Consider the following 17,594-nt stretch of genomic DNA (forward strand, 5'->3'; position numbering starts at 1 on the left):
CCTCTTTTTTCTCTATATAATGATTAATCAATAGGCTTAAAGAAACTTGCTTTTTGCCCAGTTACTCCAGTTGGCTCCTGTCTTATTAAATAAGAAAGTATTTCTTTAACCTGTTCTGCTTTTTCATCTGTAAATAATATACGATATACCATGATCGCTGCATCTTCTAAATATTTCTCTTCTATAAGAAGAGGTTCATGCATAAGAATCTGCATCTTACAAGCTATGCAATCTGTTAAAATAGGCCATTTTGCACCTTTTCGATCAGATAAGCTATATTCAAGTGTAGGTTTCTTCTTATGACAAAGCTTGTGATTTCCTAATACACATTGTTCAGTTGTCATAACGGGTAACTTGCCATAAATAATCGTTTCGAGTGGCCCATTCAACTGTTCAAGCTCTTCTTTTGCTAGTTCTGCTGATGTAGTAACTCTTGTTGCCCCATACTCTAGCCAATGATAAACAGCTTCATTATTCATAATATTTAAGTTATAATCGATTACTTTTTCTTTAGCACTATTTTTAAGCAGTTCAAAAACACCTAATGTACGAATAACATATCCACTTATAGAAAGGTTTTCCCAAAACTGAATACGTTCTTTAATACACATCAATGTCTTCTCTTTTGTAATAGCTGGAAAGACAATATAAAAACTTTTTTCTGCTTCTTGGCATTTGCTAAAAGCTTCTTCTAAGGCTATATCATTATAACGCCATTCCCAATAAATTTTACTTACTTCTGAGTACATGAGTGCCGCATCTAACTGTTCTAATGTATGCACCTGCACACTATGTGTCCTTGGCCCCTCCCAAATAGGGTTTTGCACTTTTTCATAAGTCTTATAAATACGGGCTTCATCTTTCTCACAAATTAAAGCTTCTAATTTTTCTACTGCCTCTCTTCTAAGCTGATTAAGCTTACTGATTGTCATATAAGCGCCATCTTCCCAGTGCCCTTTTAACTCCGTTAATTCAAAGGAAGTATTCCCTAACTTAGATAATTTTTCAAAGGCAATGTCTTGTGTAATAGGTGCATTTTGAGCTGGCTCTAGTACATCTCCTACTACCTCAGCTGTATAAATCCCATAAGTTAAAGTAAAACGAACCGGTTCACCAATTTTTCCTATCACCTGTCCACTTACCTCTACTTTTCTTTGAGCTTTTTCATAGGTCTTCTTAAGCACTTTTAATAAAGTGTTATTTTTAGATAAGTATACTGGACTCTTTTCATCTACCCAATCTTCTACACGTACAGTAAACTGCTGGCCTGCTGGATATACTTTTGAAATACCTGTTCCTGTATGCTTTTTCTTGTTCCAGATTTCAAGCCCATCTCCAGGATTAAGTGTCTTATTGGTATGAATAGTAGCCATCTTGGTTTTCTTATCATATTTGACTACATAGCCAATTCTTAAACCAATATTTTTAGGCGTCTTCTCTGTAATCATGTCGGCACCTGCTTTTTTGAAGTAATACCCTTCTGAAAAGCCTCCTCGATTAAAAATAGACTGTAGCATTTCCATATCTTCTTGCTCAACCTTATAGTTTTTAGGATCTTTTAAAGCAAGATCAATATATTTTCTATAGACCTTTGTAACAGAAGCTACATACTCTGGTGATTTCATACGGCCTTCCATTTTAAACGAGTCAATCCCACACTTAATAAGCTCAGGAAGGAAACTTAAAGTACATAAATCCTTTGGACTTAATAAGTAAGCTGATTTAACAACCTCTTCTTCTCCTCTTAAAAGGGCATATCCCATACGGCAAGGCTGTGCACATCGTCCTCTATTTCCACTACGTCCACCAATTTGACTACTAAACAAACATTGCCCAGAATAAGAGTAACAAAGTGCTCCATGAATAAAGGTCTCAATTTCAATATCTACAGCTTCTTTAATGGCTCTAATTTCCTCAAGCTGCATTTCCCTTGCTAGTACCACACGTTTAAATCCGCAGCTTTTAAGAAACATAACATCTTCAATACTGTGCGCACTCATCTGTGTGCTTGCATGGAGTTCAATCTCTGGAAAATAGGTTTTAATCAAATAGGCTACGCCCAAATCTTGTACAATAATGGCATCTACTTTTAAGCGTGCTAGCTTTTGTAAATAAGCCATAAGCTCTTCTATTTCTTGATCCTTAATTAAAGTATTAACAGTAATGTGGGTCTTTACACCACGTAACTTACAATAATCTACGATTTTTTCTAGTTCATCTTCTTCAAAGTTATCTGCAAATTGTCTTGCATTAAAAACTTTGCCTCCTACGAATATGGCATTGGCCCCATTCTCAATTGCCGCAAGTGCATTTTCAAATTTGCCAACTGGTGCTAGTAATTCTACTTGTCTCACACTTTGTCCTTCTTTCATTTATTCATTATAAAAGGGGCAATTACTTACCCCTTTTAGTATAACTATTAATGTTATTTGTTAATCTTAAGTTCATTGATTTCAAGGGCCATTTCTTTAATTCGCTCTGCAAGCGCAAGATTTTCTTCATTGCACTTTGCAAGTTCTTTACTATAGAGGTCCCTTTCCTCCTCTAGTTTTAAATATTCATCTGCAATATTGAGTGCCATCATAAAATGTTTCTGTGACTGATTCAAGTGTCTTGCCAGGCTGTTTTTTTGCATTTCTACTACTTTTTTATCGAGTACATGCGCTACTTTTTGAATATGTTCCCGAGATTCATTGCCTTGTAAAGCATATACTTGTCCACCTATCATGACTTCTACTTTATTCTTTGCCATCTGTAGCACCCCACTATGACTTTATATAAGTATATTTTTTGTCATTATATCATAGATGAATGTAAAAAACTATCTTAATTGTTTAACTCTGGCGGCATTTTAATTAAAATTTTTGCCGCATCAGTCAACATGCGTCCTCTTGGTGTACGCTGTAATAAGCCTTGCTGCATCAAATAAGGTTCATAAACATCTTCTAATGTCTCTCTTTCCTCTCCAATAGTAGCTGCAAGTGTTTCTAGTCCTACAGGTCCTCCCTTAAATTGATAAGCAATAGTATTTAATATACGCCTGTCTATTTCATCTAGGCCGTATGTATCAATATTAAGGAGTTTAAGTGCTTCTAATGCAGTCTCCTGATTAATATGCCCCTCATATTTAATCCATACAATATCTCGCACACGCTTTAATAATCTATTTGCAAGACGTGGTGTACCTCTTGAACATTTTGCAATTTCCATAGCCCCCTCAGATGTACATTCTACCTCTAAAAGACTCGCTGTTCTTTGGATAATCTGTCCTAATTCTTCTAAAGAGTAATATTCTAGTCTTTGTACAATGCCAAAACGATCACGAAGTGGAGAGCTCAGCATCCCTGCTCTTGTTGTAGCACCTACTAATGTAAAGGGTGGAAGAGAGAGGCGAATAGATTTAGCAGTAGGTCCTTTCCCTACAACAATATCAATATGATAATCTTCCATAGCTGAGTAAAGCACCTCTTCTACTTGACGTGGCATGCGGTGAATCTCATCTATAAAAAGTAAATCGCCTGGCTGAAGGTTATTAAGGATAGCTGCAATATCACCCGGTTTTTCAATAGCTGGCCCAGCTGTCACTTTGATTTTAACACCCATTTCATGCGCAATAACGCCTGCAAGTGTTGTTTTACCAAGTCCCGGTGGTCCATAGAGTAGCACATGATCAAGTGCCTCATTTCTTAGTTTAGCAGCTTGAATAAAAATACTTAGATTTTCTTTAATAGCACTTTGACCAATATACTCCTCCAAAGTAATGGGCCTAATACTACTTTCTATATCCGTATCTTCAATTTGTAAGTCTGCTGACATCATACGTGTATCCACTTTTTTCACTCCCTAATTCATCAGCAAGGCAAGTGCCTTCTTAATAATAGTTTCTGTTGTATCAGAATAATCAAAAATAGCTTGTACTGCTTTTCTAGCATCGGCTGTAGTAAAACCTAATGCTTCAAGAGCTTCTACTGCTTCTTCTTTATTGCTTCCTGTTGATTCTGGAAGCCCTTTTTCTAGATAGCTTAAATCTGGCATAGCAAATTTCTGTACGACATCTTTAAGTTCAAGAGTAATACGCTGAGCTGTCTTAGGCCCTATTCCACTTACTTTTCCAAGTGCTTTATGATCCTGCATCATAATAATTTCAATGAGATGGTTCACTTCATACATATTCATCATCTGAAGTGCACTTTTAGGCCCTATACCATTCACACCTATAAGCTTTTTAAAAAGGTCTCTTTGCATCTTCATTGTAAAACCATATAAATCATAAGCATCTTCTTTAATATGTTCGTAAATATAAGCTTTCATTTTTGTTCCTACGCGAAGCATCTGTCCATCATGATCATAGGGCATAAAAACTTCATAACCTACGCCATTTACTTCAATATATATATTGTTATCTTCTATATCGGTGATTTCACCTATTAAATATGCTATCATACAATCTCCTTCACAAGAACATTTGTTCTTATTGTACACTAATCTTAAGTTTTCGTCTAGTAGAAGCCTTTTATCCTCTCTGCTGCTTTTATATACTATAGGGGTAGACTTCTATTAAACTATAAAAAAGACAGAACACATTAAAGTATCATGTTCTGTCCTTAGATAAGCCTTTATTTATTTGGCATATATTTAAGTGGATGCAATTTCCCATCTGGTGTTTGGATTTTTGTATTAGCTAATTGATTCTTGAAGTTACCTCTAAAAATTTGTAAGTACTGCGCACGAAGTGTTGCTTGTTCTTCAAGTTCTGTTGGTGTTAATCCTTCTGTTTTTTTCTTGTTTGCAAGTTCATTAATACGTGCAATAAGCTTTTCCATTTCCATTCTTTTTACCTCTCTTATTTTCCTATAAACCAAGTTCCTACTTCTTTACCTTCTAAAATATCGTAAAGAACACGTGTATCGTCCCCTAAGGCAACAACTGTATGTGTCTGATTCTCTTTAGCTATTTTTGCTGCTGTAATCTTTGTTGTCATACCACCTGTTCCAAATTGGGAACCTGTATCCTTTCCTAAGCCTTCAATCTCAGGTGTAATCTCTTCTACTGTTTTAATGAGTGTAGCTTCTTTATTAACTTTTGGATTATCTGTATAAAGCCCATCAATATCTGTTAATAAAATAAGCAGATCAGCATCTACGAGCTGAGCAACCATAGCAGAAAGTGTGTCGTTATCTCCAAAACGGTATCCTTCTATCTGTGCTGTAGAAATGCAGTCATTTTCATTAATGATTGGAATAACACCTAGCTTTAATAAAGCAAAAAGTGTATTTTTAGCATTTTGATTTTTAATTGAATCTTCTATAACATCTTTAGTTAAAAGAACTTGTGCAATAACTTGATTATATTCTGCAAAAAACTTTTCATAAATTTGCATTAAAATAGCTTGGCCAATAGCAGCTGTTGCTTGTTTCATTTCAAGTTCTTGTGGTCTTTCAGTTAAACCAATACGTCTTGAACCTGTACCAATTGCACCAGATGATACAAGTATTATTTCCTTTCCTTGATGATTTAAATCTGTTAAAACCCTTGCTAGTTTTTCCATCTTGTCTAAATTTGTGTTACCATTGTCATGGGTTAAAGAAGACGTACCGATTTTTACAACAATACGCTTACTGTTTAATAATTGTCCCCTCATGATTCCCTCCATTAATTGCTCGTCTTAATCTTTTGTTATCCCTATATTTTTTACGTTTGCCGGTAATGCTTTAGTGGCAAGCTTTTCTATTTTTTCATCTATTTCCATAATTGGCTTAATATGAGCCATATTATGTTTCTTAGTAATGTTTAACACCTGTATACCTGGTGTATCTCGCTTCGCTTTTTCTTCAATCAGTTCTGTTGGGATAATGGCCCACTTTTCATCTGTCCTAATACATTCAATATAACCTTCTTCATAAATGACGCAGATACCTACACAACTACTTTTACCATAATAAGCTTTAACCAGTTTCTTTCTATTTGTCTTTGTTTCATATACATTAAGTGGCACGCGTGCGACTTTTCCTGATTCAAATCCAAATAAGATAGAGCCTGTATAATTCATGGTTGGATACATATAAATAATTATCTCATCAACCTCTAAGTCTAAAATATTAGGTAAGTATACCCCATATTGACTTGCTTTACAGTCTTCTATTTCATAAGCTTTTACTTTATAGACATTACACTTATTCGTAAAGAAGAGTACATCGCTTTTATTAGTGGTTTCAACTTCTTGAATAATTTGGTCATTATCTTTCAGCTTCTGCTCCCCGCTACTTCTAAGAGAAGCCAGTGAAATCTTTTTCAGATACTGATGCTCTGTAAAGAAAAATCTAAGATTATAGTCTTCTATTAAAGCGTCACTCGGTAAAGCAACTACTTTATGTGGTTCAATTAAAGTTGTACGCCTTGGCACAGCATATTTCTTCTTAGTTTGCTTTAACTCATCACTAATAACTTTTTTAAGTTTTGTATCGCTATTAATAATTTCTGTATACTTAGCAATCTCCTTTTCAAGCTTATCTACATCTTGAAGAGTATTTAAAATATACTGTTTGTTAAGGTGACGTAATTTAATCTCTGCTACAAACTCAGCTTGCATTTGAGTAAGTTCAAAGGCACGCATAAGGTTTGGTACAACCTGATTTTCTTTTTCAGTATTTCTGATAATATCGATAGCCTTATCAATATCAAATAAGATTTGTTTAAGCCCAAGTAAAAGATGATGTCTTTTTTGCATTTTATCAATATTGAAAGTAAACTTTCTAATAAGACAATCTTTTCTAAATCTTACCCACTCCTCAATGATGGATTTGACGCCTAATACTTTTGGCATTCCATCAATAAGTACATTAAAATTACAGCTGAAAGTATCTTCAAGTGTTGTCAGTTTAAAGAGCTTTTCAATAACAATATTAGGATCAGCTGAACGTTTTAAATCAATAGTAAGCTTTAAACCTGAAAGGTCTGTTTCATCACGTACGTCTGAAATCTCTTTAATCTTGCCTTGTTTAACAGCATCTTCAATTTTATCAATAATAGCTTCTATTGTTGTTGTATAAGGGATTTCTGTGATTTCAATACAGTTTTCCTTTTTAACATACTCGTATTTCCCTCTCATTTTAAAGGAACCACGCCCACTATTTAAAATACTTTTCATTTCTTCTTTATTATAAATAAGCTCTCCACCTGTAGAAAAGTCAGGTGCAAGAATATAATCTGTTACATCTTCCTTATCTGACTTTAGGTATGCAATAGTTGCATCACATACTTCGCCTAAATTAAAACTACATATATTACTAGCCATTCCTACAGCAATCCCTTGATTAGGGTTAACTAAAATATTAGGAAATGTAACAGGAAGCAAAGTAGGTTCTTTCATCTTACCGTCATAGTTATCTACAAACGGCACTGAATCTTCTTCTATATCACCAAAAAGTTCTTCACAAATATCACTGAGCTTTGCTTCTGTATATCTTGAGGCCGCATAAGCCATATCTCTTGAATAAATTTTACCAAAGTTTCCTTTAGAATCTATAAAAGGTGTATTGAGTGCTGCATAGCCCTTTGTAAGACGCACCATAGTCTCATAAATAGCGCTATCTCCATGAGGATTAAGCTTCATAGTTTGTCCAACAATATTCGCTGACTTTGTACGACCAGACTTTAAAAGTGACATTTTATACATTGTATAAAGTAATTTACGATGAGATGGTTTAAACCCATCGATTTCAGGTAGTGCACGAGAGACAATTACACTCATAGCATATGGCATGTAATTGGATTCTAATGTCTCGGATATATTCTGTCTAATAATCTTCTCGTCCATTTCTTCTTCCCCCTTCTTAACTCATATCCAATAAGTCTAAATACTCATGACCTACTTCTGCAATAAATGCTTTTCTTGCTGCTAAATTATCTCCAAGAAGCCTCTCAAATACTTCTTTTGTAACCTCAGCATCTTCTGGCATCACTTGAATCAATCTTCTTGTCTCTGGATTCATAGTTGTTTCCCACATCATCTCTGGATCATTTTCACCAAGCCCTTTTGAACGTTGGATGGTATATTTGCATTTAAGAGATTCTAAGATTTTTGTTTTCTCATAATCTGAATAAGCAAAGTAAGTATGATCTTTTGTATTGATTTCATAAAGTGGTGTTTCCGCAATGAAAACTTTACCTTCTCTAATCAGTGTTGGCACTAAAGCATACAACATAGTTAATACAAGTGTACGAATCTGATAACCATCTACATCGGCATCTGTACAGATAATAACTTTATGCCATCTTAAATTTTCAAGTTCGAAAGTATGCAACTCTTTATTGTGTTTACTTGTAATTTCTACCCCACAACCTAATACCTTAAGCAAATCTACAATAATATCACTTTTAAAGATTTTATCATAATCTGATTTAAGACAGTTTAAGATTTTCCCTCGAATAGCCATGATACCTTGAAATTCTGCATTACGCCCTAATTTACATGAACCAAGCGCAGAATCTCCTTCTACAATATAAAGCTCACGTTTATTTAGGTCTTTTGATCTACAATCTACAAACTTCTTAATGCGATTCGTAATATCAATTGTACCACCTAACTGTTTACGTACATTGATACGTGTACGTTCTGCTTTCTCACGGCTTCGTTTATTAATAAGGATTTGTTTTGCAATACGTGTTGCTTCATCTTTATTTTCAATAAAGTAAATAGATAAATAGTCTTTTAAGTAGTCCTGTATAGCTTCTTGAATAAATTTATTTGTAATGGCCTTTTTAGTCTGATTCTCATAACTTGTTACTGTTGAAAAAGAGTTGACAATTAAGATGAGACTATCTTGTATATCTACAAATGTAATTTTCTTCTCATCTTTATTATAAAGGTTCTCATTCTTAATATATTGATCTATGCAATAGACAAAAGCATTCTTGACTGCTTTATCTGGCGCTCCACCATATTCAAGATAACTTGAGTTATGGTAGTACTCTAATAAATTGGCTTCATTACAAAACGTGCAAGCAATTTCAAACTTAAGTTTATATTCCGGTCTCTCTGGGCTATCTTGCCCTCTTGTCTCATGTTGCATGAAAATGAGTTCACTAAACTGTTTTTCAGCTGCTATTTCTTTGGCATAGCCTACTATCCCTTCTGGATAAAGGTAAACATGTTTTTCTTCTAGAATTTCATCTTTAAAGTTAAATTTAATGCCTTTATTAACAATAGCCTGCCTCTTAAGCACATTGTGAAAGTAGCTGCTACTTACTCTAATATCTGTAAAAACTTCTGAATCTGGCTTCCAATGAATCCACGTTCCTGTAGACTTATAAGTTGCCTTATTTTTTCTTAGGCCTCCAATATTTTCACCTCTTTCAAAGTGAAGTTCATATTCATAGTCATTTCTATAAACTCTAACATTCATAAAGGCTGAACTATATTGGGTCGCACAAGCACCTAGACCATTAAGTCCTAAGCTAAACTCATAGTTTTCCCCACTGTTATTGTTATATTTCCCCCCAGCATAAAGTTCACAAAAAATAAGATCCCAGTTATAACGACCTTCTTTTTCATTATAATCTAGGGGCATCCCTCTTCCGTAATCTTGTATGATAATGGAATGATCTTTGCAAAGTGTTACATCAATCACACTTCCATAACCTTCTTTAGCCTCGTCAATTGCATTTGATAAAATTTCAAATACCGAATGTTGACATCCCTCAATCCCATCGGAGCCAAAAATAACTGCTGGACGTAATCTTACCCTGTCAGCACCTTTTAACGAGGAAATACTTTGATTTCCATAATTATCTTTTTTCATTTTTTATCACCTGCAAATTTATTCTCATTTTAATACTGTAAAATATGCTTCAACACTTGTCAAGTTTTGAAGCAGACAAAAAAAGAGGCTAAGAGGCCTCTTTTTCATCTAAATCTAATCCGACATAAACGGTAAAACTTACTGCTAATAATAATAAACCATTTATAATTTCATACATCACCAAAAGCTTACTAATGGGATGTATAGGATAATAGTCACCATATCCAATGGATACGATTGTAATTAAACTAAAATAAAGTGCTGTAAGCGGGTCACGTAGTGGTTGATTAAAGAGGCCGTTCCAAAGACCATATCTTACAAAACATGTATCTAATAAATAGTAAAGCATGGCATAATGAAGAATAAGCTCTATAAAGCTCCTTAAAGCTAATGCAATGCGTTCATAGTACTGCAAGCCATTTTTCTTACGTTTTCTAGGGTTAAGCTTATCAAAGACATCTTTCATAAAAGCCATAAAGATTTCATTGACACGTGATAAACTCCACAGTATATAAAATCCAATTAAAAAGGTGTTTATATGAGTTATAGTATGTGTCATATATAAAATTATAATACTGGTAAACAAAATACATGCTACAGTAAAATAAGTAATATTCAGTGTCCTGACACGTTTACCACGTTCTCTTGGTGTTGGCGCTCTCTTTTTATAGGAAGAACTTACAAATAAAGTAGGTGAAATACACCAATGAATTAAGTATTCATAATGATGCTTAATCATCTTGAGCTAAAACTTCCTGTACACTGAGTACACTAGGCATCTCATAGACTGCTTCATAATTTTCTACTTTAATGGTATCTATCTGAATAGGTTTGACAGGTGTATAATCTACATTGACTCCGGCCTCTCCTAATTCTACTACATATTCCATACCCTCTATAATACGTCCAAAGGCTGCATACTTTCCATCTAACTGCCAGTCATCTTGAAGCAAAATAAAAAACTGGCTGCCTTCTGTATTAAAGGTTTCACTACGTGCCATAGAAAGTGTACCTTTTTTATGTTTTAAACGGTTGTTTACACCATTGTAGCGACACTCACTTTTAATATAATAACCTGGAAACCCCTTTTTGTTACCAATAGGGTCCCCTGCTTGAATTAAGTAGTTTGGCAATATACGATTAATCTTCGTACCATCATAATAATGAGACTGTGCCAAATAAATAAAATTATTCACTGTATTAGGAGCTTCTTCAGGATATAGCTCTACCTTAAAACTTGTATCATTGCTCAAATACACTGTTGCAATAGGATGGTTATCTGCATTCCAATTGCTGATTTCAATAGACTTATTCATAATAAACATAAACAGTAAAACACTTACTATACTTAAACAAAACACTACTTTTTTCACAAAAATCCTCTTTCATTTGTATTTTGTTATAGTATAGGGAAATGTTTCAAATTTTATACTTTAAAGACTTTCATTTTTTTCTTTCTAAAGCTATAGATGATTTTTATAGTCTCAATATTCTCTTTATCTACCTCTAGAACCACTTTATGTTCCAATCTTCCTATCCTACGTAGTTTCTTTAGAATTTCTTCTTCTTCAGCACCTACGCCTTTTAAAGTAGCTACGATCTGACCACCTTTAATAAGATAGTATTTATAATAAAAAGTATCTGGAATAGGTAGTTTACCTATATAAGTTTCTTCTTGTATAACTGTAGTCATCTCATAAAGTTTACTCATATATTTCAGCCCTTTTAATTGCTCATATACTTCCTTTGCCTTTTCAAATTCCCAGTTATCTGCTAGTCTTTCCATTTGTTTTGTCAGCTGCTCTTCGATGATTTTTGTATTTTTTAGTTCCTCTATCACTTGAGCTGTTAAGGATGGATAATGATCATCTGCACAATACCCCTTACACCTCCCCGTTACATAATCCATACAGCTTCCTATTTTTCTAGAACAAACTGCATATGGATAACGTTTTTTCAAGTAAGCATAAGCACCTCTTGCAAGGCTTTTATGTGTCATAGGACCTAGAATAAATGCCTCTTTCATAGGTTTGTTTTTCACCCATTCTAAAATACAACCTTCATCTGTAGCAGTAAAATAACTATATTTTTCTGGATGCATTAAAGCCGTATTATAAGGCGGTTTATACTGTCTAATCCACTTGCATTCTAAGAGAAGTGCATCAAGTTCTGTGTCTGTGTAATAGACCTCTATATCCTTTATACGTTTAACCATTTGTTTAACTTTATTATTGCGATTCAGCTCTTTAGCAAAATAAGAGTGAATACGTTTTTTTAAGGCAATAGATTTTCCAATATACAAGATATTACCTTTTTCGTCAAGCATTTTATAAACACCTGAACAATTTAATGTATTTTCTAGTTTCTTTTTAAGTATAGTATCCTTTTTCATAGTCTTTATTATAGGTTAAAGCCCCTTAGTCGTAAACATAAAAAACAGGATACTTAAGTATCCTGTTTTAAGTTATTCTTCTGTTTCTGGAGCTTCTTCTAACTCACCAAAGAATAAATCATCGAATTCAGCAGCTACTTTTTCGTATTCTTCATCAGAGTTGATTTCATCTAATTGGATATCTTCTCCGTTTTCTGAATAACGATAGATAAGTACTTCTTCTTCATCTTGTGGTGCTAAAGCAATATATTCTTGATCCTCAACTTCAAAGATTCCTAATACATCGCAAGCTACTTCTTTGTCTTCATCTTCGAATGTTACGTAGATTACTGGTTCATCATGTCCACCTGAACATCCACATCCTTCATGATCATGAGTATGTGAAGCGCCACCGCAGCAACCTTCATCGTGTGAACATCCACATGTTTTATTTTCTTCCATTGTAATTCTCCCTTCTTAATTAAAAGAACTATATTCCCATTATAGCATTAGTGGACATTTTTTCCAAGAAAAAGCTTATAAATTTTCTCGAATGATGCGTTCCGCATTACTATAACAGATTTTTTCTATGATACGCATTGGAAAAATACGTGTCATGCTACCCATAAGTTTATCCATTTCTCCGCAATTACATACTTCTAAATTACAACTCATTCCATCAAAATCTGCTCCAATCGCTAAAGCTTCTTCTCCTACCTGATTATAAACATATTGCATATTTCTAAGTAGATCTTCTATAGAAGTATGGTTTGAAGTATTAAGGAAGTAACTATAGAGGTTAGTTCCTATAATGCCACCACTTTCTGCAATAACCTTCATAGCTTCATCTGATAGATTTCTTGTATGGTCATAATAGTTTCTTGCATTGCAATGTGAAGCAATAATAGGCTTCTTATAAAGTCTTGTAATATCTTTAAAGGCACTTTCTGATAAGTGGGAGACATCTAGTAGGATGGGTGTATGATTAAGCCCTTCTAAAAGCTCGCAACCTTTAGGAGTAAGACCTTTTAGGATGGAATGGGGGTATCCCCATGTATTCATATGATTCCACGTAAGTGTCATCATAGTGATACCAAGCTCCATAAGCTTTTCTAAAGGATCATTCACACCTGCTATAGCTTCTCCTTCTTCTAAAGAGAGAAAAGCTGCAATTTTATTTTCTGCCTTGCATTTTAAGTAATCCTTATAAGTAGAAACAATACATATTGTATCCGGATTTGCTTCTACTTCTGCTTTAAAGTATGCATACATTTCCTTTAAATAGATAAAAGGATCTGTATTTTTTAGCCCTTTTATGTCAACAAAGAAAGCAAACCACTGTGCAAGATAGTGGGATGCTTTCATTTTTTCTATGTCTACATGATAGTCATTGCGATTAAGGTGGGCCTTGTTCTCAAATATAAGACTGGCTGTATCACAGTGCAAATCAATAAAAGACATTTATTCACCTACTTTTTAACTGGTTCGTCGTATTCTTTACCTTTTGTATCTACTGTCATAGATTTAATCACAACTGGTGTAAGTGGTTTATCCATAGGATTTGTGCGTACTGTGGCAATATAATCTACTGTATCTATACCTTCTACAACTTTACCAAATGCTGCATATTGGCCATCAAGATGTGGAGAATCTTCATGCATAATGAAGAACTGTGAACCTGCTGAGTTAGGATCCATAGCACGTGCCATAGAGATAACTCCTTTAGTATGTTTTAAGTTGTTTTGTACACCATTTCCACTGAATTCACCTTTAATATGGTAACCTGGTCCACCTGTACCTGTACCTTGTGGACATCCACCTTGAATCATAAAGCCGCGAATTACACGGTGGAAAGTAAGTCCATCATAAAATCCTTTTTTTACAAGGCTGATGAAGTTTGCTACTGTATTTGGTGCGATTTCTGGATAAAGTTCTACTTTGATAATACTCCCATCTTCCATTGTGATGGTTACAATTGGATTTAAGTTTTCCATTTTTAAACTTCCTTTCTTACTTTTCTAGTTTAATATTATGCATTTTTTAAGAAAGCAATATACGCTTTACGCATTTCGTAAAGGTCTACTTTACTTGTAATTTCCCATGGTGCATGCATGCTATGAACTGGTACCCCACAGTCAATTACGTCCATACCGTAGTTTGCTAAGATGTAAGCGATTGTACCACCGCCACCTAAATCAATACGTCCAAGTTCTGCTGTTTGCCAGATAACATTATTTTCTTCCATAATTCTACGTAAGTAAGCTACGTATTCTGCATTCGCTTCATTTGAACCTGATTTACCACGTGAACCTGTATATTTACTAAATACAACACCTTTACCAAAGTATGCTGCGTTATTTTTTTCTAAAACAGATGGATAATTAGGATCATGTCCTGCTGTTACATCAGAGGATAACATTTTTGAGCGACTTAAAGCTCTTCTTAAAGTCAGGTCTGAGTACTCACCTGTAAGACCAATGAGCTCTGCAACCATATTTTCAAAGAATTTAGATTGCATACCAGAAGCCCCCACGCTACCGATTTCTTCTTTGTCAACAAGAATTGTACCTGTTGTACGTGCTGGATTTTCTACTTCAAGTTGTGCTTCAAAAGATGCATAGCCACATACTCTGTCATCTTGACCGTATCCCATAACCATACTTCTATCTAAGCCGTAGTCACGTGCAGCACCTGCTGGAACGATTTGAATTTCAGCTGATACAAAGTCTTCTTCTGTAATGCCGTATTTGTCATTAAGAAGCTTTAAAATGTTTGCTTTTACTTTATCTTTTTCTTCACCCTCTAACGGAAGTGTACCTAAACAAATGTTAAGATCTTCACCTGCAATAGCTTCTCCTAATTTCTTTTGCATTTGTTCACCTGAAAGGTGGATAAGTAAGTCAGAAATACCTACTACTGGATCTGTTTCATCTTCACCAATAACAACATCTACAACTGTACCATCTTTTTTAGCAACAATACCATGGATAGATAGTGGCATAGCTACCCATTGATACTTTTTAACACCACCATAGTAATGTGTTTTGAACATTGCAAAGTTTGTATCTTCATAAAGTGGATTTGGTTTAAGGTCAAGTCTTGGTGAATCAAGATGTGCGCCTAAAAGATTAAGTCCATTTGCAATAGGTTCCTGACCAATGCAGAACATGAGTAAAGTTTTATCATTGTAATTTGCATAAACTTTATCTCCAGCTTGAAGTCTTTCACCTTTTGCAATACAGTCTTCAATATTTCTGTATCCAGCTTCTTCGGCTGTTTTAACCATACTTTTTATACATTCACGTTCTGTTTTATTATCAGAAATGAATTTTCTATAGCGTTCACCATAAGCAAATAAAGCTTTTTTGTCTTCTTCTGTGTATGTTTCCCATGCACTTTTGTACTCTTTGTTTAAGTCTGACATGTTTATTCCTCCTTAGTATTTTCTAAATGTTTTAGACTTAAATATTTTATCACATAACCTAGCATATTCCAAATCCATTTTATTTATTATCTAATCCAAACTTTTGTACCTAAAGGTATAGTTTGATAAAGCCATTCACTATTTTCTGGTGAAAGTCTAAGACATCCATGAGAAGCTCTTTCCCCTAACTGCCCCTGTCCTCCTAACACATATCTCCCCCCTACATCAAACATAACAGAATGATAGAGATAATCTCCAAATAAATGGAGTGCATTTTTGCAACGGTATCCTTTGTCCATTCCAAAGGCTGGCACATAACCTTGGACTTCAAATTCGCCTGTTGGTGTAGGTGTTTTATTGTTTCCTGTAGAAGTTGGCATACTTTTTAAAAGCTTCCAACTTCCTCCTTTATTCTCAAAAACATAAGTTCTTTGTCTATAAAGGTCGGTCCAGATAAAATACGGTGTTTTACTTTTAACCTGCTTACTGTTAACATAACCTTCTATGACTTCGTTTGGCACTTGTTCTTTACATACAGTCGGATTAGGTGGAATGCTTACACTATTCCACGGTACCTCTATCTTCTTACCCTCTTTTAATAAATAATAATAATAGCCATCTTCTGCTGCCCATACCTCTACTTTTTCCCCCTTTTTAAAACCTTTCGTATCATACTTCATAGTTCCTATAATCTTAGATTCTGGAAAAAGCTTATTCATATAAGTCTCTAAAGTTTCATTTTGATGGCGTGTATAACTTTTCAAAAGACTTTCTGTATGTTGCCCATAACTTTTATAAGGAACAACCATCTTAATCGTATCAGTTTGGATTTCTGCCACCATAGTACTTGCATGAACGACTTCCTGGTTTAAGGCATAAAGTCCTTCATGAAGAGGATAATATTCATCTGGCATAAGCTCTTGAATGGTAAATTGATCCTCTATTATTTCTTTTCCATTCCAAAATACGCTAACTATTTGCACCTGAATGATTTCATCTGAAATATTATGTACAAAACCTGGCGCAAGTTCTATATAATGGGTACTCCTATTATACTTTTCTTTAAGCGTGCATAACTCCCCTTCAATGCTTAAATCATAGTATTCACTCAATCCCCTAAGTGGAATAAGCACTTCATCTCCACACTTTAATGCATAGCTTAATACATTTCCTATGTAAATCTTCTCTGTATGTAAAGTAGTAACTTGGTTAGTCAAAGATTTTATTTCGGGTACTTTAGGCAGTGCTTCTGTATTCTCCTTTAAAATTAAATGCATATAATCTTCATAAGAAGTTACTTCAAATCCTATTTGCCTTAAATCAGAAAGCCTTACATAATTAACATCACTTAAGTAATACATAGGATAAATCTGCTCATTCACCTTAACCCTCATGGTACTTTTTTGCATAAAACCAATAGGTGTAGGCTTAAAAAAAGATGTAGATAAACTCTCTCCTTTATAATCTTTAGCCATTTGTATACACTGATCAATAATATCTTGATCGAATTCTGTAAGCTGCTGTGGTATGGCATCGTTCCATATACCAGCTTTTTTCAAACTTGCAATGTAAGGGTCTTCATCAGGAACTTGTGTATAGAGAGGTGAAAGCCTTAAGGTATAGCAAAGCATTCTTGCAAAATCACTTTGATTTATAACACCCTCCTGACTTATAAAACTTTCAAAGCGAATTGGTTCTATATTTAATGCTTCTTGGATCTTTTGATCAATCTGCCAGGCTTCTTCCAATTCTTCTTGACCTTCTAACTCTTCTAACTCTTCTACCTGCTCATAAAGTTCTTCCTCTACTTGGAGTTCGCTATTAAGTTCCTGTTTTTCTACTTGTTTTGCTTCTATCGTATACCCCATTAGACCGAGACATAGTAATCCTGCTAAATAAATTCTTTTTTTCTTTGGCATATTAATACTCCCTTTATTCCATATTCTACCATTTTAGTATAACAAACTCTTTATTTATATTCAATATTTATAAATATTAA

At 34.3% G+C, this 17,594-nt stretch carries 16 protein-coding genes; all 16 read right to left on the reverse strand.

Annotated elements, in window-relative coordinates:
- Positions 1–23: 23 nt before the first annotated feature.
- Positions 24–2,354: a DUF3656 domain-containing U32 family peptidase gene (locus tag ACLTBU_RS00725; protein WP_412217086.1), complete on the reverse strand. Its 2,331-nt coding sequence runs from the start codon at positions 2,352–2,354 to the stop codon at positions 24–26.
- Positions 2,355–2,425: 71 nt separating this feature from the next.
- The gene (locus tag ACLTBU_RS00730; protein ID WP_177669783.1) at positions 2,426–2,752 is read right to left on the reverse strand and encodes a cell division protein ZapA; all 327 of its coding nucleotides are present in this window, start codon (positions 2,750–2,752) and stop codon (positions 2,426–2,428) included.
- 74 nt (positions 2,753–2,826) lie between these two features.
- Positions 2,827–3,831 (reverse strand): Holliday junction branch migration DNA helicase RuvB, encoded by a 1,005-nt coding sequence (ruvB, locus tag ACLTBU_RS00735; protein WP_177669781.1) that lies wholly within the window; start codon positions 3,829–3,831, stop codon positions 2,827–2,829.
- A 12-nt stretch (positions 3,832–3,843) separates the two neighbouring features.
- Complete coding sequence (gene ruvA, locus ACLTBU_RS00740) at positions 3,844–4,443, reverse strand: Holliday junction branch migration protein RuvA (protein WP_177669779.1); 600 nt, start codon at positions 4,441–4,443, stop codon at positions 3,844–3,846.
- A gap of 173 nt (positions 4,444–4,616) precedes the next feature.
- Positions 4,617–4,829 carry a DUF896 domain-containing protein gene (locus ACLTBU_RS00745; RefSeq protein WP_177669778.1) on the reverse strand — a complete coding sequence of 71 codons (213 nt, stop codon included), beginning with the start codon at positions 4,827–4,829 and terminating at the stop codon, positions 4,617–4,619.
- 14 nt (positions 4,830–4,843) lie between these two features.
- On the reverse strand, positions 4,844–5,653 hold the full coding sequence (gene proB, locus ACLTBU_RS00750) for a glutamate 5-kinase (RefSeq protein WP_408646578.1): 810 nt from the start codon (positions 5,651–5,653) through the stop codon (positions 4,844–4,846).
- 12 nt (positions 5,654–5,665) lie between these two features.
- The gene (locus ACLTBU_RS00755) at positions 5,666–7,816 is read right to left on the reverse strand and encodes a DNA gyrase subunit A (RefSeq protein ID WP_412217089.1); all 2,151 of its coding nucleotides are present in this window, start codon (positions 7,814–7,816) and stop codon (positions 5,666–5,668) included.
- A gap of 16 nt (positions 7,817–7,832) precedes the next feature.
- Complete coding sequence (locus ACLTBU_RS00760; protein WP_412217091.1) at positions 7,833–9,800, reverse strand: DNA gyrase/topoisomerase IV subunit B; 1,968 nt, start codon at positions 9,798–9,800, stop codon at positions 7,833–7,835.
- A gap of 88 nt (positions 9,801–9,888) precedes the next feature.
- The gene (locus ACLTBU_RS00765; RefSeq protein ID WP_412217093.1) at positions 9,889–10,539 is read right to left on the reverse strand and encodes a potassium channel family protein; all 651 of its coding nucleotides are present in this window, start codon (positions 10,537–10,539) and stop codon (positions 9,889–9,891) included.
- Positions 10,532–11,173, reverse strand: a complete 642-nt coding sequence (locus tag ACLTBU_RS00770; RefSeq protein ID WP_177669769.1) for a peptidylprolyl isomerase — start codon at positions 11,171–11,173, stop codon at positions 10,532–10,534. Before ACLTBU_RS00770 ends, ACLTBU_RS00765 begins: the two co-directional genes overlap by 8 nt.
- A 53-nt stretch (positions 11,174–11,226) precedes the next feature.
- A complete protein-coding gene (locus ACLTBU_RS00775) occupies positions 11,227–12,192 on the reverse strand; it encodes a GIY-YIG nuclease family protein (RefSeq protein ID WP_283246218.1) in 966 nt (321 codons plus the stop codon).
- 72 nt (positions 12,193–12,264) lie between these two features.
- On the reverse strand, positions 12,265–12,633 hold the full coding sequence (locus tag ACLTBU_RS00780; RefSeq protein WP_177669765.1) for a DUF1292 domain-containing protein: 369 nt from the start codon (positions 12,631–12,633) through the stop codon (positions 12,265–12,267).
- 75 nt (positions 12,634–12,708) lie between these two features.
- Positions 12,709–13,632: a dipeptidase gene (locus ACLTBU_RS00785; RefSeq protein ID WP_412217096.1), complete on the reverse strand. Its 924-nt coding sequence runs from the start codon at positions 13,630–13,632 to the stop codon at positions 12,709–12,711.
- Positions 13,633–13,640: 8 nt separating this feature from the next.
- Entirely contained in the window at positions 13,641–14,165 is a 525-nt protein-coding gene (locus ACLTBU_RS00790) for a peptidylprolyl isomerase (RefSeq protein ID WP_177669761.1), read from the reverse strand.
- A gap of 35 nt (positions 14,166–14,200) precedes the next feature.
- Positions 14,201–15,595 carry an aminopeptidase gene (locus tag ACLTBU_RS00795; RefSeq protein WP_337528881.1) on the reverse strand — a complete coding sequence of 465 codons (1,395 nt, stop codon included), beginning with the start codon at positions 15,593–15,595 and terminating at the stop codon, positions 14,201–14,203.
- An 86-nt stretch (positions 15,596–15,681) separates the two neighbouring features.
- Positions 15,682–17,514: a L,D-transpeptidase gene (locus ACLTBU_RS00800; protein ID WP_412217098.1), complete on the reverse strand. Its 1,833-nt coding sequence runs from the start codon at positions 17,512–17,514 to the stop codon at positions 15,682–15,684.
- Between the last annotated feature and the right edge of the window lie 80 nt (positions 17,515–17,594).

The sequence above is a fragment of the Zhenhengia sp. genome (genome assembly GCF_046966505.1).
Classification (GTDB): Bacteria; Bacillota; Clostridia; order Lachnospirales; family Cellulosilyticaceae; genus Zhenhengia; species Zhenhengia yiwuensis.